Annotated in this window: 17 protein-coding genes; 11 read left to right on the top strand and 6 right to left on the bottom strand. The window is 47.8% G+C overall.

All coding sequences use genetic code 11. From position 1 onward, the window contains the following. The first annotated feature begins 236 nt into the window (after positions 1 to 236). From AC5YBX_RS02725 to AC5YBX_RS02695, 7 genes are all read left to right on the top strand, one after another. Entirely contained in the window at positions 237 to 506 is a 270-nt protein-coding gene (locus AC5YBX_RS02725; RefSeq protein ID WP_494520085.1) for a chaperone NapD, read from the top strand. After that, positions 503 to 2,986, top strand: coding sequence for a nitrate reductase catalytic subunit NapA (gene napA / locus AC5YBX_RS02720; protein ID WP_494520086.1), 2,484 nt, complete (start codon positions 503 to 505; stop codon positions 2,984 to 2,986). Before AC5YBX_RS02725 ends, napA begins: the two co-directional genes overlap by 4 nt. Before the next feature lie 55 nt (positions 2,987 to 3,041). Then, the gene (napG, locus tag AC5YBX_RS02715; RefSeq protein WP_494520087.1) at positions 3,042 to 3,779 is read left to right on the top strand and encodes a ferredoxin-type protein NapG; all 738 of its coding nucleotides are present in this window, start codon (positions 3,042 to 3,044) and stop codon (positions 3,777 to 3,779) included. Then, positions 3,769 to 4,662: a quinol dehydrogenase ferredoxin subunit NapH gene (gene napH, locus AC5YBX_RS02710; protein ID WP_494524325.1), complete on the top strand. Its 894-nt coding sequence runs from the start codon at positions 3,769 to 3,771 to the stop codon at positions 4,660 to 4,662. Before napG ends, napH begins: the two co-directional genes overlap by 11 nt. Further along, positions 4,659 to 5,081 (top strand): nitrate reductase cytochrome c-type subunit, encoded by a 423-nt coding sequence (locus AC5YBX_RS02705; RefSeq protein ID WP_494520089.1) that lies wholly within the window; start codon positions 4,659 to 4,661, stop codon positions 5,079 to 5,081. The genes napH and AC5YBX_RS02705 overlap by 4 nt, the downstream gene beginning before the upstream one ends. A 567-nt stretch (positions 5,082 to 5,648) precedes the next feature. Beyond that, positions 5,649 to 5,873, top strand: coding sequence for a hypothetical protein (locus AC5YBX_RS02700; RefSeq protein WP_494524324.1), 225 nt, complete (start codon positions 5,649 to 5,651; stop codon positions 5,871 to 5,873). Between the two features lie 411 nt (positions 5,874 to 6,284). Beyond that, positions 6,285 to 7,064 carry a BRO-N domain-containing protein gene (locus AC5YBX_RS02695; protein ID WP_494524323.1) on the top strand — a complete coding sequence of 260 codons (780 nt, stop codon included), beginning with the start codon at positions 6,285 to 6,287 and terminating at the stop codon, positions 7,062 to 7,064. A 406-nt stretch (positions 7,065 to 7,470) separates the two neighbouring features. On the opposite strand, the gene AC5YBX_RS02690 is transcribed toward AC5YBX_RS02695, so the two are convergent. After that, a complete protein-coding gene (locus AC5YBX_RS02690; RefSeq protein WP_494524322.1) occupies positions 7,471 to 7,872 on the bottom strand; it encodes a VOC family protein in 402 nt (133 codons plus the stop codon). 176 nt (positions 7,873 to 8,048) lie between these two features. On the opposite strand from AC5YBX_RS02690, the gene AC5YBX_RS02685 reads away from it, so the two are divergent. Both AC5YBX_RS02685 and AC5YBX_RS02680 read left to right on the top strand, forming a co-directional pair. Next, the gene (locus AC5YBX_RS02685) at positions 8,049 to 8,309 is read left to right on the top strand and encodes a DUF5062 family protein (RefSeq protein WP_110455847.1); all 261 of its coding nucleotides are present in this window, start codon (positions 8,049 to 8,051) and stop codon (positions 8,307 to 8,309) included. A 233-nt stretch (positions 8,310 to 8,542) separates the two neighbouring features. After that, the gene (locus tag AC5YBX_RS02680) at positions 8,543 to 11,113 is read left to right on the top strand and encodes a cation-translocating P-type ATPase (RefSeq protein WP_494524321.1); all 2,571 of its coding nucleotides are present in this window, start codon (positions 8,543 to 8,545) and stop codon (positions 11,111 to 11,113) included. A 3-nt stretch (positions 11,114 to 11,116) separates the two neighbouring features. On the opposite strand, the gene AC5YBX_RS02675 is transcribed toward AC5YBX_RS02680, so the two are convergent. Further along, on the bottom strand, positions 11,117 to 11,995 hold the full coding sequence (locus AC5YBX_RS02675; protein ID WP_494520094.1) for a universal stress protein: 879 nt from the start codon (positions 11,993 to 11,995) through the stop codon (positions 11,117 to 11,119). A gap of 122 nt (positions 11,996 to 12,117) precedes the next feature. Between AC5YBX_RS02675 and AC5YBX_RS02670 the strand changes: the two genes are divergently transcribed. Next, positions 12,118 to 13,335: a cation:proton antiporter gene (locus AC5YBX_RS02670; RefSeq protein WP_494524320.1), complete on the top strand. Its 1,218-nt coding sequence runs from the start codon at positions 12,118 to 12,120 to the stop codon at positions 13,333 to 13,335. A gap of 88 nt (positions 13,336 to 13,423) precedes the next feature. Here AC5YBX_RS02670 and AC5YBX_RS02665 read toward each other — a convergent pair whose 3' ends face one another. Continuing rightward, positions 13,424 to 17,977 (bottom strand): ATP-binding protein, encoded by a 4,554-nt coding sequence (locus AC5YBX_RS02665; RefSeq protein WP_494520096.1) that lies wholly within the window; start codon positions 17,975 to 17,977, stop codon positions 13,424 to 13,426. Positions 17,978 to 18,098: 121 nt separating this feature from the next. On the opposite strand from AC5YBX_RS02665, the gene AC5YBX_RS02660 reads away from it, so the two are divergent. Beyond that, the gene (locus AC5YBX_RS02660) at positions 18,099 to 19,010 is read left to right on the top strand and encodes a LysR family transcriptional regulator (protein WP_494520097.1); all 912 of its coding nucleotides are present in this window, start codon (positions 18,099 to 18,101) and stop codon (positions 19,008 to 19,010) included. Positions 19,011 to 19,257: 247 nt separating this feature from the next. On the opposite strand, the gene AC5YBX_RS02655 is transcribed toward AC5YBX_RS02660, so the two are convergent. From AC5YBX_RS02655 to AC5YBX_RS02645, 3 genes are read right to left on the bottom strand one after another with little or no spacing between them, the layout of a single operon-like run. Continuing rightward, positions 19,258 to 20,547, bottom strand: coding sequence for a transporter (locus AC5YBX_RS02655; RefSeq protein ID WP_494524319.1), 1,290 nt, complete (start codon positions 20,545 to 20,547; stop codon positions 19,258 to 19,260). 56 nt (positions 20,548 to 20,603) lie between these two features. Further along, positions 20,604 to 21,314: a hypothetical protein gene (locus AC5YBX_RS02650; protein ID WP_494524318.1), complete on the bottom strand. Its 711-nt coding sequence runs from the start codon at positions 21,312 to 21,314 to the stop codon at positions 20,604 to 20,606. Positions 21,315 to 21,322: 8 nt separating this feature from the next. Continuing rightward, complete coding sequence (locus AC5YBX_RS02645) at positions 21,323 to 22,006, bottom strand: C39 family peptidase (protein ID WP_494524317.1); 684 nt, start codon at positions 22,004 to 22,006, stop codon at positions 21,323 to 21,325. Between the last annotated feature and the right edge of the window lies 1 nt (position 22,007).

Here is a 22,007-nt window from a genome sequence, read left to right as displayed (position 1 = left end):
AGTCCCCATCGACTTACTAAGCTGATTAATTACAACGAAAGCGCAGCCCCATAAATAACGAACTGAGCGTTAGATCACGCTTAAAAACTTGATCTTGATCGACAAACCGCTCAGTTACCTCTCTGGAGGTATACCCACAAAAAAAACACGGTTTAAACTCAATTTAATCCTAAGGCGGTCACCATAACTAACCAACTGAGTTGGCTACTGTTACTGCGAATAACAAGGTAAACCCCATGCGTCAGGAATATCACGTTACAAGCTTAGTGGTACATGCCGCGCCGAGCGCGGTGACACAAGTGACAGCTGGTATCGAGGCCCTAACTGGCGCCGATATCCACGCTATCAGCGACCAAGCAAAATTTGTGGTCACCCTAGAGGGTGAGTCACAAGCATCTATACTCAAAAACATCGAAGCCATTAACGCCCTCAACGGGGTGCTATCGAGCAGCCTTGTCTACCATCAAGTTGAACCTATAGCAGAAAAGAGTGAGGAAACACCATGAGCATTAGCCGCCGCGAGTTTCTCAAAGCCAACGCCGCAGTTGCCGCTGCGACCGCTGTTGGGGTCACTCTGCCAGTGAAGATCGTTGAAGCCGCTGAGCAGAAGGACACCATCAAGTGGGATAAAGCCCCCTGCCGTTTTTGTGGCGTGGGCTGTAGCGTATTAGTGGGCACCAATAACGGCAAAGTGGTCGCCACTAAGGGCGATCCAGAAAGCCCGGTTAACAAAGGCCTTAACTGTATTAAGGGCTACTTTCTATCAAAAATCATGTATGGCAAAGACAGACTCACTACGCCACTGCTGCGCATGAAGGATGGCCAATATCATAAAGAGGGCGAATTTACCCCTGTCAGCTGGGATGTCGCTTTAGATACCATGGCTGAAAAATGGAAACACACCCTCAAGACCAAAGGGCCGACCGCGGTAGGTATGTTTGGCTCAGGCCAATGGACCATTTGGGAAGGTTATGCCGCCTCGAAACTGCACAAAGCGGGTTTTCTCACCAACAACATCGACCCCAACGCGCGTCACTGTATGGCATCTGCCGTGGGTGGCTTTATGCGTACCTTTGGTATCGATGAGCCCATGGGTTGTTATGATGATTTAGAAGCGGCCGACCACTTTGTGTTGTGGGGCGCCAACATGGCCGAGATGCATCCCATTTTGTGGGCACGTTTGTCAGATCGCCGCCTCAGTAATGCCGATTGTCGGGTACATGTATTATCCACCTTCGAAAACCGCAGCTTCGACCTCGCCGATAATGCCATGGTGTTTAAGCCGCAATCCGATCTGGTGATTTTGAACTACATAGCCAACTACATCATCCAAAACGATGCGGTTAACAAGGACTTTGTTAACAAGCACACCAAGTTTGCCTTAGGCATCACAGATATAGGTTACGGCTTACGTCCAGAGCATCCGTTAGAGCAACAAGCCAAAAACCCAGGTAATGGCAAGTCGACGCCAATCAGCTTCGATGAGTACGCTAAGTTTGTTAGCACCTACACCTTGGAATACGCCGCCAAGATGAGTGGCGTTGAACCTGAAAAGCTCGACATCATGGCCAAAGCCTACGCCGATCCCAATGTGAAAATCATGAGTCTGTGGACCATGGGGATCAACCAGCACGTCCGTGGTGTTTGGGCCAATAACATGCTCTACAACATTCATCTACTCACAGGTAAAATTGCCACACCGGGTAACAGCCCGTTCTCACTCACAGGCCAACCTTCGGCCTGTGGTACCGCTCGTGAAGTGGGTACTTTTGCTCACCGCCTACCTGCTGACATGGTGGTCGCCAATCCAGAGCATCGCGCCATCACAGAGCAACGTTGGCAGTTGCCCGAAGGTACTATTCCGCCCAAGCCGGGTTATCACGCGGTATTACAAAGCCGTATGCTCAAAGATGGCAAGCTTAACTGTTACTGGACCATGTGCACCAACAACATGCAGGCAGGCCCCAATATTAACGATGAAATTTACCCCGGTTTCCGTAACCCAGACAATTTCATCGTGGTCTCTGACCCTTACCCAACCGTCACTGCCATGGCAGCAGATTTGATTCTGCCAACGGCCATGTGGGTTGAAAAAGAGGGCGCCTATGGTAATGCCGAGCGTCGTACCCATATGTGGCATCAGCAAGTTCAAGCGCCAGAAGGGGCTAAGTCTGACTTATGGCAATTAATTGAGTTTTCGAAGCGCTTTAAAGTGTCAGAAGTATGGCCAGCTGAGCTAATAGCCAAGAAGCCTGAGTACGCCGATAAAACCCTGTATGAGGTGTTATTTGCTAACGGTGTGGTCAACAAGTACCCGCTGTCAGACTGCAAAGGCGAGCTTAACGATGAGTCTGCGGCCGTGGGTTATTACCTGCAAAAAGGCCTGTTCGAGGAGTATGCCCAGTTTGGTCGCGGTCATGGCCACGACTTGGCGGACTTTGATGCCTACCATGCCTCTCGCGGTCTGCGCTGGCCTGTCGTTAAGGGCAAAGAAACCCTGCGCCGCTTTGTCGAAGGCAGCGATCCTTACGTTAAGGCTGGCGAAGGCTTTCGCTTCTACGGTAAGCCTGATGGCAAAGCGGTGATTTTCGCCCTGCCTTATGAACCCGCTGCCGAAGAGCCAAACGCAGAATATGACTTATGGATGTCAACTGGTCGCGTACTAGAGCACTGGCATACCGGCTCCATGACCGCTCGCGTGCCAGAGCTTTACCGCGCCTATCCCGATGCACAAATTTTTATGCATCCAGAAGACGCCAAAGCCCGAGGCCTACAGCGCGGCGATGAGGTGATCGTTGCCTCACCTCGCGGTGAAGTCAAAACCCGCGTCGAAACCAAAGGCCGTAACAAGCCGCCAAGAGGCGTGGTGTTTATGCCGTTTTTCGATGCTCGCCAACTGGTGAATAAGCTGATGCTCGACGCGACCGATCCGTTATCGAAAGAGACCGATTACAAGAAGTGTCCGGTAAAAGTGATGAAGGCCTAAGGCATGTTATTTAACCATGAGTTTGCACCACTAAAAGAGGTTTAAGCAGTACGCTATGAGTAAGGTCAATCGACACACCCAAGCCAAAGGCGTTAATCGCCGCCAGTTTTTAGCCACCTCGGCTAAGGCTGGCTGTGCGATGGGATTATTGGGATTAGGGATCACCGGCGTGGCGAAGCAATCATCGCACCTTGACCCGTTAGCAATAAGGCCCCCAGGCGCATTAGCAGAAGATGACTTCTTATCTGCCTGCGTGCGCTGTGGTCTGTGTGTTGAGGCTTGCCCGTACGACACCCTGAAACTGGCCCGCTGGTTTGAGGGTGCGCCGACGGGGACACCTTACTTTACGGCGCGCAAGATCCCCTGCGAAATGTGTGAAGATATCCCCTGTGTTAAAGCCTGCCCCTCGGGCTCGCTGGATCACAACTTGACGGATATCACCCAAGCAAAAATGGGGGTTGCGGTGCTTATCGACCAAGAAAATTGCCTCAACTTTAAGGGGCTTCGCTGCGATGTGTGTTATCGCGTTTGCCCATTGATTGATGAAGCAATCACCCTTAAGCGCCAGCACAATCAACGTAGCAACCATCACGCCCTGTTTATCCCCACGGTCAACAGCGACAGCTGCACCGGCTGTGGGAAGTGTGAGCATGCTTGCGTGTTGCAAGAAGCGGCGATCAAAGTGCTACCGCCCCATATTGCCAAGGGCAAAACCGCCACCCACGATACCTATATCAATACCGAAGAGACCACGCTTGAGATGTTAAACAAGGGGTCACGCCATGACGCATAACAGCATGGGTCATACCACAAACAAAGGTGCCAAGACGCGCTTTGACCAAGCCGCGATTGACCAATTCGGCTGGTGGCGCGTCCACAAGTTTCTATTGCTGCGCCGCGCTTGCCAGCTAGGTGTGCTGTTTGCCTTTGCGATTGGCCCTTGGTTTGGCTTCTGGCTGCTTAAGGGGAATCTGTCTAGCAGTGAGTTATTAGGTGCCGTCCACTTGGCCGACCCGCTAGCGACACTGCAAGTGCTGATGAGCGGCCACTGGCCAGAGCTCAGTTTGCTACTTGGCGCCGCGGTTATCGCCATCTTCTATTGGCTAGCAGGTGGGCGGGTATTTTGCAGCTGGGTATGCCCAGTCAACCTAGTGACTGATGCCGCCAGCTGGCTAAGGCGTAAGTTACATTTACCACGCACAAGCGAAATGCCACGGCATTTACGCTATTACCTATTAGCCGTGGTACTCATACTGCCGCTGCTCACCGGTATTGCGGTGTGGGAATGGGTGAACCCGGTGCCCATACTCTATCGCGCCCTCTTGTTTGGCGCAGGGAGTGGCTTGTGGATATTAGCCGCCATCTTTTTGCTCGATCTCTTCATTTGCGAGCGAGCCTGGTGTGGTCACCTCTGCCCAACCGGGGCGATGTTTGCCCTACTGGGTAAAACCAGCCCAATCAAAATCAGCGCAGTTAACGCCAGCAGCTGCGATAACTGCATGGCCTGTTTTGAGGTCTGCCCCGAGCGCCAAGTATTAAAACCTGCACTAAAAGGGAAAAATCCCATGATAACCGACAGTGACTGCACTCTATGTGGTCGCTGCATCGATGTCTGTGCTCCACGCGTATTTCAGTATCAAAATCGAATTGCCCTAAAGGCGGAGAACAACCAATGAAAAAAGCACTCACTTTAGTCGCGCTCATGGCGCTCAATGCCAGCGCTACTGAACTCGCACCAACCAAAACAGAGCCCGTTAATGTGAGCTCGCTCAGCCACGCGGCGATCACTGAGGTACGCGCTGCCGATGCGATGCCCACTTACCCTAAAAAGGGAGAGCCGATAGCCCGCAGCTTTGTCCACCAGCCCCCGCTAATTCCCCATAAGGCTGATTATAAAATTACCATTAAGAAAAACGGCTGCATGACTTGCCACAGCCCAGAAAAAGCCGTGCGCATGAAAGCAACCCCAATTCATGACTCGCATATGCAGGCCGATAGCCAACTCAACAATGAGTATTTCAACTGTACTACGTGCCACGTACCGCAAGCGGAGAACAAGCAGAAGTTGGTTGAGAATAACTTTTCTAACCAATAAGGTGCGAGATTCGAGCAGGCTTGAAAACTAGCCTATTGTTACAAGCAAAGGCCACCTAGCAATAGGTGGTTTTTTATTGTGTTTGCAATAATGGCAAAGTGTTTGAAGGTTTCACCTTCATGGTGAGTTGTCTGCTAGCACGACGGTATTCTGCCTGTGAATGCTGATAGCAGTTGTTGTAGCATCTAGCTCAAGTATTACTTGGCGGCCTATTTGAAGGTCGCACCTTCAATAGGTGTTAATTGCTTGCAGCAGGCTTTATGTGTAAGCACTCTTTTGGCTCGGTGAGTGAAGCATAGCTTCGTGCTTATGAACGAGAGACAGGGATTGTCGAACTGGCTTAGATAGGGATATCGTTGTGCGCCGTCCCTATACGCTCCACGGCGGTATCTGACCTCCATGGATGGAGGGAATGCCAAAAAATGTAAGGAACATTTTTGGCCATGCCGCCAAGGGCCAAAACCGCGCTTACACCTATATCTAACGCCTCTTCGATTTAGCCGCATTTGATGTGGGTTGCTAGTTAAAGGCTAACGTGCTTTTGCCCCAAAGTGTGCTGGTCTTGGAATGAAGAACGATGACATTTGTTTGAGTAGCGGCTGGCTGTATTTTCATTTATTGAAAGTGTTTGAAGGTCGAACCTTCACTGTTGTTAATCGCCTGTCCGGCGGGGAATGTGCAAGCGCTCTTTTGGCTCGCCGCAAGCACGTCCGTGTGGGCTCTGCGAAATCATCCATGATTTCGAAGGCCAAAACCGCGCTTACACCTGTACTCATCGTCTCTTCGATTTAACTTTATCTGGTGTGAGTTGCGAGAGAAAAAAGTGAAAAACACAGATTAAGTGCTCGATAAGTATCCGTAGATTCAGTAAGACCTTGCTATGAACATCAGTGAGGCAAAGGCCTGCGGCCATAGTGGCATGACTTAGGGGTATGAATGGTCTAAAAAGCACGGTTAATCACGAGTCTTTGCCGCCAAGAGGCGCTAATGAAATATAAAAATACTAAAGAAGACCAATTAATTACCTTACTTAAGCTCAAAAAAACGACTACCACAGAAAAGCAAACTCCTATAGCATAATGCATACCAAATACATGGATGTGGCAGCGGCCAAGTCCAACTTGCGATTTATGCCTTGCAAACAGCGCAACGCATAAATACTAAGTCGTTATGTGTATTATTTATTGAGTAAGGAAGGTCGATTTGAAAAGTGAATTAATCAATATTTGCTATGAAGGTGAAGCTGGTAGTTCTGATATCAGAACACTAATACACGATGAATTATTGCACATTTCATTGAAAGATATCCTGGTTACTCTGAATAAGGAAAATAGAGAACTTAGTGATTCATACACACCTAAGTTGATGGCAGGCCTCATCAAGTCACAATTGGAAGCCCTTGATTCGGATGAATATATCTCCGTCCCTACGGTAGCCCCAAAATTTGAAGGTGAAACAGAAATATTTGTAACTCAGCCAGGTCTTTACAGAGTTTTGTCCAGCGATAGAAGTAAAGCTGGGAAGCAGTTCCAGAAGTGGCTTTACCATGAGGTCATTCCATCTTTGACTAAACATGGAATCTATCCTCCACCGCCAGAATCAAAAGGTTCATTACTTACGAAGATGGCAGAAGTTGTTGCTCAAAACTCAAGAATGATTGCCGATGCGCTAGCAAGGCAGGATGAGCTAGAACAGGACGTTATAGAAGTAAAAACTAAACTAATTGACGTTGTAGACAAAATTAACTCAATGGAAGTTAAGGGTTCAGAGGAAAAGTTTATTGTAACTGTCCGCTACAGATGTAATGAACTTGATATGGCACTAGCACCTGAAACTGAAGAGCATCTGGTTGCTTGGTGCGATAACCTTAGCTTAAATCAAAATAAGAAAATTAAAAGGTGTGTATCTGGTGAGAGGATGAATAGCCGTTATCATTTATCGATCATTGATGAAGCGATAGCTATGGTTTCGAGAGCAAGTTAAAACTACTCACAACAAACGCATCAAGTTGCGCTCAGGCAAACAGGGATATGTGGGGTCGGTTAAACTTTATGTAATTGCCATACCTTTCTTAATCCAAACCTCATGAGCTAGAGTCGAAGTTCTAGCTCATTTATGTCCAAAATAATTTAGCTTTTAACGGTTCTGTGGATACCAATTACGGTCAAATCGAAGAGAGTGATAAGTCGGTGTAGGTATGGCGGTGGGGGTTGGTGGCATGGATGCCACCGTCGAGCGTATAGGGATATACTTGCAGCGCCCCACCGAAATACCTGCACGAAAGGCATGCTGCAGGCAATTGATAAACCATGAAGCTATGGTTCACAAAACAATCACCAACACCCACTTAGCCGAAGGCAAAATGCTGTAAGCTGCCCTTTCGACAGCACTAATTCGAAAACTTGAGTTCGATGACATTACCCTCTGGGTCGTTGATATAAACCGAGCGTCCGAAACCTTGGGCGCCATAACGCTTGGAAAATCCCTCGGTGGTGATACCAAATTTTGCGAGATAATCCAGTAATGCCTGCTCATCCATTGAGGTGATGAGCAGGCATACATGGTCGACATTACGGCCATCTTGCTGCGGTGCTTTACCACCGAGGCGGCCGAGTTCACTATCGCAGGTGACAATATCAATGAGGGCGGTGCCTGCGCGCAGCTGAGTTAAGCCCTCTTCTGCCAGCTGCCGCTCCAGATGGCAGCCAAGTACCTGGGTATAAAAATGCAGCATAGCCTCAAGCTTGGTGGTACGAAAAACCACATGATCCACTCCGTTAACCTCTATCATGCGCGTTAACCTCCTATGTTTTGGTGCCGTTATTCATTGCTGGTTGCTGAAAGAGTAACCAGTTGATTGCCCAGTTAAACACAAATAGCCCCTATGATTCAAAAATGGGGCTTAGCTATTTTGTTATTGATGTGATTTAGGGTAGCTTGTGATTATCAGCTTTGATGGAGCCTTTTATGAAACAAGGTAAGCACGACGCCCAACTGTTAAAACTCGCCATGGATATTGGTGTAGGTTACGCAAAAAAACGTGGCTTTGCCGATTTTGGCAAAGGCATCTCCCCTAAAGATAAAGTCGAATGTATCTACCGACTGTTAGTGCAAGATAAACTGATCCAGCCCTTGGCCACAGACAAAGAAGATGGCCCTAATATGAAGCACAAATTGATCTTATGGATCAGTCGTCAACTACCTGAAGATCATCCGCTGCTTAACTAAGCCCGATCCTAGGCATTGTCTGGATAACTAAGCTGATGCCTATTCTCTCGAACCTCCACTTGCCCCATCTCTCGTTCCACCAACTGACTGGGTCACAGCTGACCGCCGCCAAGCTTGGTGGGCGGCATATTGACCATTTGATCTCCATCAACAAGCAAAGTAATTCCCTGCAAAGTGGATAAAGATCAGCTATAGATCAAGCATATCCCCCGCTCTTAACTTAAGGATCTGCAGTGGCACTGCGCGGACTCACCAGTCAGCAAGCACAGACACTCTTACAACAATACGGTGAAAACTGCCTGCCTAAACCGCCCAAATTAAGCTTCTTACAACTGTTTGTGACCCAGTTTAAGAGCGCCTTTATCTATGTGCTATTGGCGGCTTTTTTAGTCTGTTTACTATTAGGCCAATTCATTAATGCCATCTTTATTTTTGCCGTGCTGCTGCTCAACGCCATCATAGGGACGCTGCAAGAATACTCAGCCCAGCAAGCGGCCGATGCCCTAGGCAATATGGTGCCGCAGCAAAGCCGTGTCTACCGCGACGGCCACCCAGTGACCATCAACAGCAGCACCTTAGTCCCCGGAGACTATGTGATGCTTGGCAATGGCGATCGCATTGGCGCCGATATTCGCATTGAAAAACAAGACCAATTTAAGGTGGATGAGTCGGCGTTAACTGGCGAGTCGGTAGCGGTTAGCAAGAACGATTTAGCCTTTGCTGGCACCTTAGTCACCCATGGGCGCGCTGAAGGCGAGGTCATTGCCACTGGACAGCAAACTCAAATTGGTCAAATTGCCGATATGGTTCACAGCGGCGGTCACACCAAACCGCCACTGATGCAGCGTATTGAGCGCTTTACTTTGATAATCGCCGTCGCCACCTTGGTGATTATTGCGCTGATCTTTGGTCTCACCCTGCTGCGTGGCGCCGATCTGTCGCAGGTATTCCTGCTTGGGGTGGCACTGGCAGTTTCGGCGATCCCCGAAGGCCTGCCTGCGGCGATCACCGTGGCTTTAGCCATAGGCATGAAACGCATGTCGAAAGCCAATGTCATTGTGCGCAAATTAGTCGCGGTCGAATCATTAGGTTCGTGCACTTATATCGCCTCAGACAAGACAGGCACATTGACGGTTAACGAGATGACCATTAACCAAGTGTGGCTACTCAATGGCGATAAATATCACGTAGCGGGCGCGGGCTTATCTCCCAGCGGCTTGATCCATAAGGGGGATTACACAGATCCCATCAATCTTGATAACGCACCAGCACTGTGCCAACTTGGATTGAGCGGCATATTAGCCAACGAAGCCCACCTTGAGTTTGACCATAACACCATCCACGCCGATGGCGATGGGGTCGATCTGGCATTTCTCGCCTTGGGTTATAAGCTCAATTTACCTATGGCGCCTTCGCTGCAGCCACAGCAAGAGCAGCTGTTTCCCTATGAGTCTGAAAACCAATTTAGTGCCAGCATTAATCTAATAGAAAGCGAACTGGTGGTATCGGTAAAGGGGGCGGTGGAGAAACTGCTCCCCATGTGCAGCCTGACCGAAGCGCAGCTTGCCCAGATCCATCAGCAAACTCACTATATGGCTCAGCATGGCTATCGGGTATTGGCGGTGGCGTCGGCTAAACTGAAACATCCCGGTCACCCTTTTACTGAGCTGTCATTTTTGGGACTGGTCGCCATGAGCGATCCGCTGAGGGATGATGCGATAGCGGCAGTTGATCTTTGCCAGCGGGCCCACATCAAGGTGGCGATGATCACTGGCGATCATCCCGTGACCGCCCTTGCCCTATCCCATCAACTTAAATTGGTATCAGGCAAGAATGATGACGTTGTCACGGGTGAGCAACTCAGCCAGGCACAACAAGCTGGCATAGCTCAGTTTGATGCCTTGGTAGCGCGCCACCGCGTGTTTGCACGGGTGCAGCCTAAGCAGAAGATGGAGATCACTGAATCACTGATTCGCCAAGGAGAATTCGTCGCCATGACAGGCGATGGCGTCAACGATGCTCCAGCGCTTAAACATGCCCATGTGGGCATTGCCATGGGACGTAAAGGCACCGATGTGGCGCGCGAGAGTGCCGACTTAGTGTTAACCGATGATAAATTTAGCTCCATTGTTAAAGGCATTATTGAGGGGCGCATCGTTTACAACAATATCCGCAAGGTGATCTATCTGCTGATCAGTACTGGCGCCGCAGAGCTACTGCTGTTTATTTTGAGTGTCCTGTTTGCCCTGCCCATCCCGCTGTTTCCTCTGCAAATTTTATGGCTCAACCTAGTTACCAACGGCGTGCAAGATGTGGCGCTGGCGTTTGAACCCGCCGAAGGCCATGAGATAGAACAACCGCCACGAAAACCTACTGAGCCGATATTCGATCGTCTTATGCTAGAGCGTGTGTTAGTGAGTGCTTTATGGATGGGGATAATCGCTTTTGGCTTGTTTGCCTTAAACTTAAAAATGGGCGCTAGCGAAGAAGCCGCGCGTAACCTCACCTTAATGTTGATGGTCTTATTTGAAAATGTGCATGCCCTTAACAGTCGCTCGGAGCATAACTCACTATTTGCTATGCCTTGGCTCAGTAATCCACTGCTGTTACTGGGGATTGTGCTTGCTCAGAGCATTCATATTAGCGCCGGCTATTTACCCGGTATTAGCCAAGCACTTGGAATCAGCCCTATCAGTGTATCGCAGTGGCTAATACTCTTAACCACTGCACTTACACTATTACTGATAGATGAATGGCATAAACGCCATTGGCGCCGTCAACGTCAACTACTGCCCATCACATAGGCGTTAAGCTGGCGAGGACAGTAACTGGTCATCCGCGGGGATCACCAATACATTACTGCGGATACGGCTCAACATGGCTTCAGCAGTATTACCGATAACATAACCCAGTAGGCCGCGACGCTGGCGCGCCCCAAGCACCACATAACGAGCCCGTAAACGGCAGGCAAGCTCATATAAACAGAGATCGGGCTCGCCCGCTAAGATATGAATATTATCTTGCGGCAAGCCAAGCTCATCGAGCTGCGACTGATAACGCTGATAAGCCTCTTTAATCAGAGTGCGAGTATTGATGAGATCCATATCTCTGAGGATCTTCGGCACCCGTACCACATAAGCCAGATGCAAGGCGCAACCTGTAGCCTTAGCCAGTTGGCGGGCATGTGTAATTACACTATGGTTAAGCTGCTGTTTTATGGCTTTATCGCTCCCTAAATCGACGGCCATTAGCACACTGTTGGCGCGGTTAACCGGATTATCGGTCAGTAACATCAGCGGAATTTTAACATGGCGGATCAGGTGCCAATCCACAGGTAAATAGTGCTCGGCATCATGAACCGCTTTAACCATTAAATCAAAGCCATGGCGAATAGAGTGATGACAAGCATGTTCGAACAGATCTTTAGTCCACACCGTATTGACGGGGATATCATCGGCTTTAAGCGATTGCAGCTGCGCTTCAATGTCGCTGTTACGTTGCTTCATAATATGCTGCTTCGCCACGGCAGCAAGCCGAGGGTTATAGTGCTCTTTGCCACTAAAAGACTCATAACTATAGGCAAACACCTCGGCCGTTTTGTCCAAGGCCCTCGCAAGCTCCACTCCTGTGGCGATTGCATCGGCTTGTTGCTGCTCTTTTTGCGAAATGATAAACACCTTATCCATGGTTCTCTCCTACCGCTAAACCTTAAGTTGAGCTTAGTCACGGTTTGTGACTTGTGCCTTGATCTTGGTCATAAAATTGACCAAGCTCACTATCATATACACCATTGCGGCAGGAGGCCAATATGGCCATAGATAGCTTTGTGCTGTCACTCTTTTTAATCTTGCTCTGTGGTCGCCTACTGGGTGAACTGTTTAAGCGCTGGCAATTGCCTGCTGTGGTGGGCGAAATGCTGGCAGGCATTCTAATTGGTCCAACCTTGCTTAACTGGATCTCTCCCAATGACACCTTGGCGATTATGGCTGAGCTGGGGGTGATACTACTGCTGTTTTCTATCGGCTGCGAAACCTCAATAAAGCACCTTTATCAAGCCGGCGGCAGCGCCATTGGCGTCGCCTTCATCGGTATCATCCTGCCCGCCGTCGTTGTAGGGATCTGCGCCGTACTCTGGCTTAATCAACCCAGTTTTACCGCCATTTACTTAGGCTGCGCCCTCACGGCGACCAGTATTGGTATCTCGGTGCGCGTACTGGCGCAGGCTAAACAGGCCCAAACCCGCGAGGGTCATATTATTTTGGGGGCGGCGGTGATCGATGATATTGCTGGGGTGATTTTACTCAGCATACTGTTTAAATTCGCCACCTCTGGCGAACTTAGTCTCGCGGCGACCTTGCTGCTTATTATCAAAGTGGTCGGTTTTTTACTGTTAGCCCCCCCACTAGCGCGCGGACTCTTGTACCTGTTCAGAGCCATCAGACCCACCGACCATCACAGCGGCTATGAGGCGATAATTACCTTAAGCCTTATCTGTCTATTTGCTTGGATAGCCCATGCGTTTGGCGCACCAGCGCTGCTCGGCGGGTTCGCCGTTGGCTTGGCATTAAGCCGTCAATTTGTGTCGCCGCTGCAGCGTTATTTAAAAAATCCCTTCCCGTTTACCCATAAGATGGAAGAGGCATCGAAACCCTTGGTCGATGTATTTGCGCCTATCTTCTTTGTCTATGTGGGGATCAGTCTCGACTTAAGCCAAGTCGATAGCAGTGTCAGTGGTATGTTAATTCTAATCACACTGTCACTTTTAGCCATTGTCGCAAAAGTCGCAGCCGGCGCCTTTATCAATGGCCCTATGCGGTCTAAATTGATTGTTGGTAGTGCTATGGTGCCAAGGGGAGAAGTGGGGCTGGTGTTTGCCGAGATGGGGCTTCAGATGAACATCATCAGCGCAAAGCTTTTTACCGAACTGGTATTAGTGATCGCCATTACCACCATTGTTGGCCCCTTGTTACTCAAATGGGCGCTGCAATCTTCCCCTCAGGCGACGTCCAAAGGCTCCTCTAACTGATACCTTGTAGCACGTGACTAAACAACAGCTAAAAAAATACCCATCAAACGATGGGTATTTTAATTAGCTTAGCTGGCGCTCAATGGCATCAGTTAACGGGTGATACTACAAACAGGAGTTCGCCTTGTGAGACCTGCTGCCCATTGCTGTTAAGAATACGCTCAATGCGATATTGCTTATCTTCTGGGTACAACACTGCTCCTTGGCGATTAAAGCCTGCCAGCGTCACCTGAGAGAACATCTTCATCGCTTCGGTTAACGCAAGCGTTTGATCGACCGTGACAATGTCACCCTCTTTAACGAAGTCAGCTTCACCCGGTGCTGGCGAGGTATAGAAGATACCCGCGCCTTGTGCTAATACTTTTAGCTCATTGCTCTCACCAACTCGTAGCGATTCGGTATCGACACCCACGGTTTCCGCTGCAGCTTCCATTTCGGCAATCAGCTCAGGAATATCCAGCTCAGCCATGAAGCGTGGTAGATAGTTAGTGTCATACACGCCTTCGTTGAAGGTGCCATCTTTTAAGATACGTGTAAGCAACGGAATATTGGTCGCAATACCTTTAATGACCACTTCGTTGGCAAGATAGTCATGCAGCTTGTTGATCACATCTTCGCGCGACTCACCACGGCAGATGATCTGGGCGATCAAGCTGTCATAGTATGGTGATACCTCTTTGCCTTCGCCGGCAATTGAGATGATCTCGATATCATCGCGCTCAGGCATCGCATATTCGGTGATCACCCCTGGGTGCGGTAATAACTGCAATATGCCATTGCTGTCTAATGCCGCTTTCTCGGCGGTGACACGCACTTCGATAGCATAACCAATCTCTTGTGGCTCAAGGTGCTCAATAGAGCGACCTGCGGCAATGTCGAAACCGGCGCTGACAATATCAATGCCTGAGGTGGCTTCGGTGACAGGATGCTCAACCTGCAGACGAGTATTCATCTCCATGAAGTACACTTCATTGGTATCGAGGTTGTAGATAAATTCTACCGTACCTGCGCCCATGTAATCGGTAGCATCGCCTAATGCACGGGTGTATTCCATCACCTTTTGCTTAAGCTCATCTGGCAACATCGTTGAGCCAGACTCTTCAATCACTTTCTGGTTGTTACGTTGTACCGAACAATCTCGTAAGCCCAGTACCTTAGTATTACCAAACTGATCTCGCAGTAACTGCACTTCAATATGACGCAAAGAGGTAACGTATTTCTCTAGGTAAAGGTCTCCATTACCAAATGCCGCAGCCGCTTCGGTAGAGGTCTTTTGGAATAGAGAGATCATATCTTCTGGGCGTTCAACAACTTGAATACCCTTACCGCCACCACCTTGTACCGCTTTGAGCAGCACTGGGTAACCAATTTCACTGGCCACGTTGACCGCTTGCTCTGCGTTGGTCAAGATACCGTGACTACCAGGGACCACGGGGACATTTTGCGATTGCGAGGTTTTAATCGCATTCGACTTGTTACCCATGGTGGTCATGCTGTGTACGCTAGGACCGATGAAGTTAACGCCGTTGTTGACACACAATGCGGCAAACTGTGGGCTTTCAGACAGGAAGCCAATACCAGGGTGCAGCGCATCAACGTTCTCATATTCAGCCACTTTCAGCACTGAATAGGCGTTAAGGTAACTTTCATCTGAAGTATTACCACCGATACAGACCAGCTTATCATTTTCATTAAGCATGTCGGCCGGCACCGAGGTCATATCAGGATCTGATGCCACCAAGACTACATTGATGTTGTTGTCGTGGGCCTTACGGATAAGTTTAACCGCGGTACAACCACGCGCATGCACCAGTACCTTTTCAATCGGCTTCATCAACTGACGAGGATCGTCTTGAACAATCTCTTCCACCGCCACTTGCATTTCAGGCACTAAGGTCGAAATAGCATTGCCGATCACATCTTCAATTTTAGCCGTCGGTTTAGGCATTAGTGGATCGATACCGCTGAGTTGGTCATCTATGGTGTCACTAAATGGATTAGTGACCAAGGCGTTCATTGCGCCCGGAACCTTAGATAGGTAGTTCGACAGTGTCGAGGTCGATGGCAAGTAGGCGGGTACCACCATCTGACCTGCAAATGGCATGTTAGTGCCAGACAGGTAATATGTTTGCACCAAAGGATGGGTCACAAAACTGGCTTGAGCCCCACCGGTACAGTCACCGAAACCAAACATCAACACTGGCAGTTCATTATCACGAATGAAACGGGTAATACGATCGTTTACCACGGCCATAGAGAACAGCGCTGCCGCCCCTTCTTTAGTCTGCATACCACCAGAACTGATGAAACAGATAACCGGCAGTCTGCGTTTAGCACATTCGATCAACAGCGCGCTGAATTTCTCGGCGCTAGCCATATCGAACGCACCCGCTTGGAATGCGGTATTGGATACCGCCACACCTGCGCGAATGGTTTGTCCCTTGTACTCAACGTTAGCGGTACCGGTGATCAAGCCACACGGACGAATGCCTTTATCGAGTGCATCTTCAATTGATAAACGGAAACCTGGGAAATTGAGTAGGTTAGCCGACATTTTGTCGCCATTTAGCTCATCAAAATCACTGAAGAATTTAGCAATGACATTTTCCCAAGTCATCTTACCCTTGCGCTTCTCATCGCGAAGCACTTTCTGGATAAGCAGATCTTGATAACCCATGGTCAAACGGTTCCAGAAGTCTTTACGACGACCAATACGCACAGGGTTGATGGCACCAGTGTAATCGCTGCTCTTCTCTTCGCTGGCAAAATACTCAGGCAGTAGACGCTCGAAGAAATAGGTCAAGATAACGAATAGACTGTCGTTAAGTTGCGGGAAACCAACGCTCTTCCACTGTTCAGTTTTGGTCAGTAGATCGGCACGGTTTGACTGCGACATAAAATACTTCAGCCACTTATAGAACTTGTTCTTATCGTTAGCGGTATCTTGCTTAGAGATAGCGCGATCGATTGAGTCATGCAGCAGCTTGTCGACAGAGGCGCGCGATAAACTCTTCGTCATCATGGCTTCTTTCGCGATTGAGGCGAGGTTGCCCACCACGTTGTCATACAGCGCATTGAAAATTAAGATGTTATAACATTGCCAAATAAAATCTTCGCGTAGCTCGTCATGGACGATCACATCCAGAACTGTCAGTTGATTAAGCTCTGGCCAGTCAGCTTGCGTCACTTCATCAGGCAAGCTTTCTAGATAGTGGATCAAGCCTTTGAAATTGTTTTCGGCGTTGCCTTTCCAGCGATGGTATAACGACCAACCGATATTGAATAACAGTGCCTTACGCGCCTTTTTATAATTCTCTTTAGGCTCACCTAAAATAAACCGCGTCAGCATGTTACGTTCGGTAGACACATCATCGCGCTTAGCGGTAAAGTTGCTCCATAACTTATTGAGATCTTCGTCGTAAACCAGTTTATCTGGGCTAGATAACCAAGACTGGAATACCTTATCTTGCTCTTGCTGGATACGCGCCAGCAGATCGCCTTCAGGCACGCTCACCTTAGATAAACGGCCATATTGCTCTTGAGAAATAGAATGAATACGGCTACGTAAGGTTAAGTAACGTAGGTAACGGTATGAACTACCGAATAAATTAAGGTGCATCGTTGGATTATCAGCAACCGATAACCCCGCCTGCTCTTCTAGAGCAGAAAGGTTCTTTGACGGGTGCAAGAAACGATTTAAGCTGCGGTCATAATGTTCACGTAAATCTTTCGACTCGCGCACAAACTGCACTGCGGCATTCTCAACCGCTTCAATACTACTAATGATCGCACGGCGAAGATTATGCTGACGCTCATCTTTATCTGACGGAGAAAAATCGATAATGCCATCAATACAACCCGAGGTGTAAAGCTCTTCTGGCGATACACCTACCGACTTAGCACACTCTTGCCATGATAAGTTGTACTTACGCGCAATGCTTTGCAGCCCTTGAGGCTGAATGGTGTTAAAAATACCATCACGCAGTGACAACAAAATGTTAGCCGCAGCTAAGGGGATGGCACCACCAGAGTAGCCAGCGCCAATCACGATACCCACCGTAGGGACATCGACGTTGGCACTTTCGGCAATGGCTTTAGAAATTGTGTGCGCTTGGTTTTGACTGTTAGCCACTTCACCCGCATCGGCACCTGGGGTGTCGATAAGGTAAACGATAGGCATAGCTAATTCAGCAAAATGGCGAATAGCAGCACAAGCGGCTAGATGATGCTCAGGCATCCATGCACCATTACTGGTGGTACGCTCTTGGGCAATAAAACCGATACGGCGAGTGCGAGTACCAAAATTGAGTTCAACCTCAGCACTGTAAAATGGGCCTAAGTGTTTATCGGTGATCAGCTTGCCTTTGAGATCGGCAATAACGCGCTTGGCACCAAGACGGTTTTTATCTAAGGTGGGTTGAATCACTTTAGCGACATAACCATCTACGTCTAATTGTTCCAATTCCTTAAGATTAGACTGAATAGTCTCTTCACTTAATAAACCGTTAATCTGCTCTGACAGACTCTGCTTACTGTGTTTTGGAAACAAAGAAAAATCTTGTGCCAAATGCTCCGCTTGAAGAAAAAGCGGATCGGCAGTTTGAACCTGAGTCGTGTTTGTGGGCTGATTGGTGCTGGTCATCAATTGATCCTCTGCTTTAGCCTCTAAAATTTTTAGCCAATAAATATAACTTTGTTATAGGGTCAAATGCTATTAAACTGGCTTAGACGCTATGTTCCATTTTTGAGACAGTGATAAAATAATGCCAGATTTGAACGGTATGATGCTATTCGCAGCGGTAGTGAGAGCTAAGAGTTTCTCTCAAGCGGCTCGCGATATCGGCATGCCAAAGTCGACCATCAGTCGTAAAGTCGCCCAACTCGAAGAGCAGTTAGGCGTGCGTTTATTGCAGCGTGATACGCGTAATTTAAGCCTTACTCAAGTGGGTGCATTATTTTATCAACACTGCAGTAGTATTAACGATGAAGTCGAAGCTGCCAAGGCAACCATTGAAAATACTCATAATGATGTATCTGGTTCACTGCGTATCGCTATTCCGGTTTCGTTTAGCCAAGAGCTCATCGCCAACCTATGCAGTAGCTTTATGCGCTTATATCCCAACGTGGCACTCGACGTCCAATTTACCGACAATGATGTCGGCTTAGTGGGTGAAGGCTATGACATCGCCATCAAATACGGCCCACTGCAATCCTCTGACTTGGTGGCCCGCTTACTGTTAGAGCGCCAACCTATATTAGTAGCCAGTCCAGCATATTTAAAAGCCAAAGGCACTCCTGCCACGCCACAGGAACTGAGCGACCATCATGGTATTTTGCTTGGCACCTCGCGCTCAGCCCCTATTTGGCCGCTAGGTAAAGGTCAACGTAAGACCATGGTTAACTTTAAACGTAAAGTCAGAGTCAACAGTGCCGTAATGGTCAAACAATTAGTATTGGATGATTTTGGTATTGCCATGCTGTCTAATTCTGTGTGTAAAACGGAATTAGCTAGCGGCAGCCTAGTGCCACTTTTACAAGACTGGCCCATCGAACCCTTTAAAGTATACGGGGTCTATTCGAGCAGACGGCAATTAGCGACGAACATTAGCGTATTTTTAGATTTTTTTACCAAACGCTTTAGTAGCCATGAATCATTACAATCGTTAATGATGTAGCATCGCCGACGATTCATCGCTAGAGGGTCATCAGAACAACCAACCTTCTCTCAACCGCAGCGATGCCTTGTTCTATAAAATAATAGACTCATTGATAACTAACAGCAAAATGGCTAGCGCTTTTAGTTACTAGCCCACCTAAGATTAGCCTGCCGCTTAACTCAAGTGCACAACAAAATAATGACCATAGCCTTGCCATCACTATGGTCATCCCTTAAACAATATTATCTCGATAAAGTCTTAACCGTTAGAAACGATACGGGAAACGTAAGCTTAATTGATAATCGGGCGAGTCTTCGGTTAAGCCAGCACCAATGCTTGTGACCATAGACAAGTTCTCAGTTAGCGCCAATGTCGCGCCAAGGCCAAGCGATGCGGTATTGGTATCTGTCCTCGTGATATCTTGCCAATCACTGCCTTTAGGACGCTGCTGAGTTTTAGCGAAAAACCTCTGGTTAAAGCTCATGCCAATACTCATTCTTTCTGACACCGCAAATGCAAACCCCAAACTGTAATCAATGTAGTCCCCCAAATCGATATCACCGGGCGATAATCCAGGTAGCCCTGATAGATCGCCATATTCTTCAGGGATAAAGGTGCCGTAGTTGAGATTAAAAAATACAATCGCGGGATCGTAGGTTTTAGCTAAACTAAAGCCGGTTGAAAGCCCTACCACGCCAGCACCCGTGGCGATATCAACAGGGTAGGTTAAATTGCCCGACTCTGACGACTCTAGCTCGATACCATAAGGATCTGTTCCGGTGGGCAGGCGTACTCTGACATTCCAAACCCAATCGGGCCAACCGTTGCCTTCGGTCATCACCCGATAGTAAGCGGCTAAACTCATATCTCCAATTTGCCCACCTTCAACCTTGGCAGACTCATATAACTGGCTCGAATTCCCCTCACCTACCGACTCATATTTATTAAGGCGATACACATAGGGAAAACCCATTTCGAACTGCCATTGGTCATTGAGTGTATAGCGCGTAGTTAAATCAAGTTGAACCGTATTAGAGCGTATTCTGTCGAGGTTTAAGTTACCTAAAAATATGGCATCCAAGGCAAGAAAACCACGTAAAACTAAGTCTTTACGCCCATAATAACTGTAGGTTATAGAGGATTCGACGGTTAACTTACGATCAAACACATTATGGGCTTCTTGCAACACGTCATCTGTGCTGCGAGAGCGATCAGGCTCCTTTTTTACCTGTGCAACCGCATCTGACTCTTGAACGCGAGGGGATTGCGATTGGCGCTCAATAGATTGCGCTGCTTGTTCCTGCGCATCGCTGTGATTAGGCTGAGGTTGCTTAAGCGTTGCTTCTTTAGCTAATATTTTTTGCGCCATCTGGTTAATGGCTTGCTGCTGCATCTGTGCTTGTTTATTGAGTAAGATAAGCTGCTTTTTTAACAATTGAAGCTCTTCAGCTTCGGTCATGGCCGCTTGATTAGGGTCATTATCGGCAGCAAAACTTAGGGGGGGCATACACGCAATCGATACTAGCAGGGCAATCTCAGTCCATTTGACGTCCATTGATAGATATCCTTGATAAACTTGTGTGATCTTAGGCAAAGCATTAGCCCTAAAAACTATAGACCAATACCCATGATGTCGCGTACCTGCAAGCCCATTAATTGACGTTCTTTTATTCCAATATCAATTCCTTGATAGCGTATTAATGAACTATTAGTGATTTGATTAAACCCACCAATAATATTGATTGATTGCATCAACTGGCCATTCCCCTCCTGGGATAAGACCCCCTGCGCAAACGATGCTGATTGCAAATCGACCCGATAACCCAATTCACCACTTTTAGCAGAATAGAGCACGTTACCACTGCTATTTACTAAGGTTTGTCCTAAAATGATTTCGACGCCGTTAGCTAATGGATCTAACGCACCCTGTGTAATATCAAGTTGATTATTAACATTATTAAAATCACCTGTGATCTGAATTTTTTGCTGTAAACCACTCGCCTGCCCAGACGAAGACAACCCTAGTGAGTTGTCGGTTAATGCCCCGTCATCAGCAATAGTAATGACGAGCCTAGGACGATCATTTGACGCCGACATCTCAATTTGCATACTCACCTGCTGAGCGACTCCTTGAGCATTGAGATATTGAGTCTGCATCAATAAACCAAAATAAAAATCTTGACCGTTCTGGGTATACTTACCCCTTTGCTGGGCCAATTCATGATCAGACAATGGCGCTTTTTCATCAAAAGCATCTAATGGCAAATCAGATGCTAAAGCAGAATTGACCAACAAGATCCCTGTTACTAAGCAAAATTTCATTTTGCCTCCTAAAGCATGTCTGCATATTGAAAACCAAACTCTAAAAGTTCAGCATCGGTTAATGGCTGCATAGGACTTAATACGTTGTAAGTTAATCTATTTCTAGGCGTCATCAATGGATTGTCTTTAATGTATTGATTACCGATAACGACAAAGACAATTCCGTTCCATTTATTAGCAAACTCTTCATACTCTAGAATACGATTTCCAAGTGCGGGATCGCCAAGAAAAACTTGGTTATCAGCAAACCGCCTCATTACAACAAAATGGCTGTATCCACCATCATTTAACAGCACTATCGCCGGTATTTTTAACTGTAGAAGCTCTTTAATTCCTACCCTATATCCTCTGCCACGCATGTTCTGCGTCGCTAAATAGCGTTTCATATCTAACAAAGAAAAACCTTGTTCTTGCACGATGTTAATATCGGCAACCTCTAGCATTCCTAACAGTACATGTTCTTCGGTTATCTCTTCCTGACCATAACCATACTTAAGAATGCTTGCTAAACTCGCGGCGCCACATGAAAAGTCTGTTCTCTGCGGTACCACAAACTCAAACTTACGTTCTCTGATACTTTGGATATTTTTAGTGTAATTCCCCATGCCGGGGATCATGCCGGTTAACATTATTTCGGCTGAAATCGCATGTTGATGAATGCTTAAGCACAGGCATAACAATAAATATTTCATC

Source organism: Shewanella sp. 492, assembly GCF_059338445.1.
This window is presented reverse-complemented; position numbering and strand designations above follow the sequence as displayed.

Excerpts from the sequence above, each read along its gene's own strand:
- AC5YBX_RS02650 (WP_494524318.1), bottom strand. The coding sequence starts at position 21,314 with ATGAAATTTTGCTTAGTAACAGGGATCTTGTTGGTCAATTCTGCTTTA.
- AC5YBX_RS02700 (WP_494524324.1), top strand. The coding sequence starts at position 5,649 with ATGAAGAACGATGACATTTGTTTGAGTAGCGGCTGGCTGTATTTTCAT.
- napH (WP_494524325.1), top strand. The coding sequence starts at position 3,769 with ATGACGCATAACAGCATGGGTCATACCACAAACAAAGGTGCCAAGACG.
- AC5YBX_RS02645 (WP_494524317.1), bottom strand. The coding sequence starts at position 22,006 with ATGAAATATTTATTGTTATGCCTGTGCTTAAGCATTCATCAACATGCG.
- AC5YBX_RS02705 (WP_494520089.1), top strand. The coding sequence starts at position 4,659 with ATGAAAAAAGCACTCACTTTAGTCGCGCTCATGGCGCTCAATGCCAGC.
- AC5YBX_RS02660 (WP_494520097.1), top strand. The coding sequence starts at position 18,099 with ATGCCAGATTTGAACGGTATGATGCTATTCGCAGCGGTAGTGAGAGCT.
- AC5YBX_RS02665 (WP_494520096.1), bottom strand. The coding sequence starts at position 17,977 with ATGACCAGCACCAATCAGCCCACAAACACGACTCAGGTTCAAACTGCC.
- AC5YBX_RS02670 (WP_494524320.1), top strand. The coding sequence starts at position 12,118 with ATGGCCATAGATAGCTTTGTGCTGTCACTCTTTTTAATCTTGCTCTGT.
- AC5YBX_RS02655 (WP_494524319.1), bottom strand. The coding sequence starts at position 20,547 with ATGGACGTCAAATGGACTGAGATTGCCCTGCTAGTATCGATTGCGTGT.
- AC5YBX_RS02675 (WP_494520094.1), bottom strand. The coding sequence starts at position 11,995 with ATGGATAAGGTGTTTATCATTTCGCAAAAAGAGCAGCAACAAGCCGAT.
- AC5YBX_RS02725 (WP_494520085.1), top strand. The coding sequence starts at position 237 with ATGCGTCAGGAATATCACGTTACAAGCTTAGTGGTACATGCCGCGCCG.
- napG (WP_494520087.1), top strand. The coding sequence starts at position 3,042 with ATGAGTAAGGTCAATCGACACACCCAAGCCAAAGGCGTTAATCGCCGC.
- napA (WP_494520086.1), top strand. The coding sequence starts at position 503 with ATGAGCATTAGCCGCCGCGAGTTTCTCAAAGCCAACGCCGCAGTTGCC.
- AC5YBX_RS02690 (WP_494524322.1), bottom strand. The coding sequence starts at position 7,872 with ATGATAGAGGTTAACGGAGTGGATCATGTGGTTTTTCGTACCACCAAG.
- AC5YBX_RS02685 (WP_110455847.1), top strand. The coding sequence starts at position 8,049 with ATGAAACAAGGTAAGCACGACGCCCAACTGTTAAAACTCGCCATGGAT.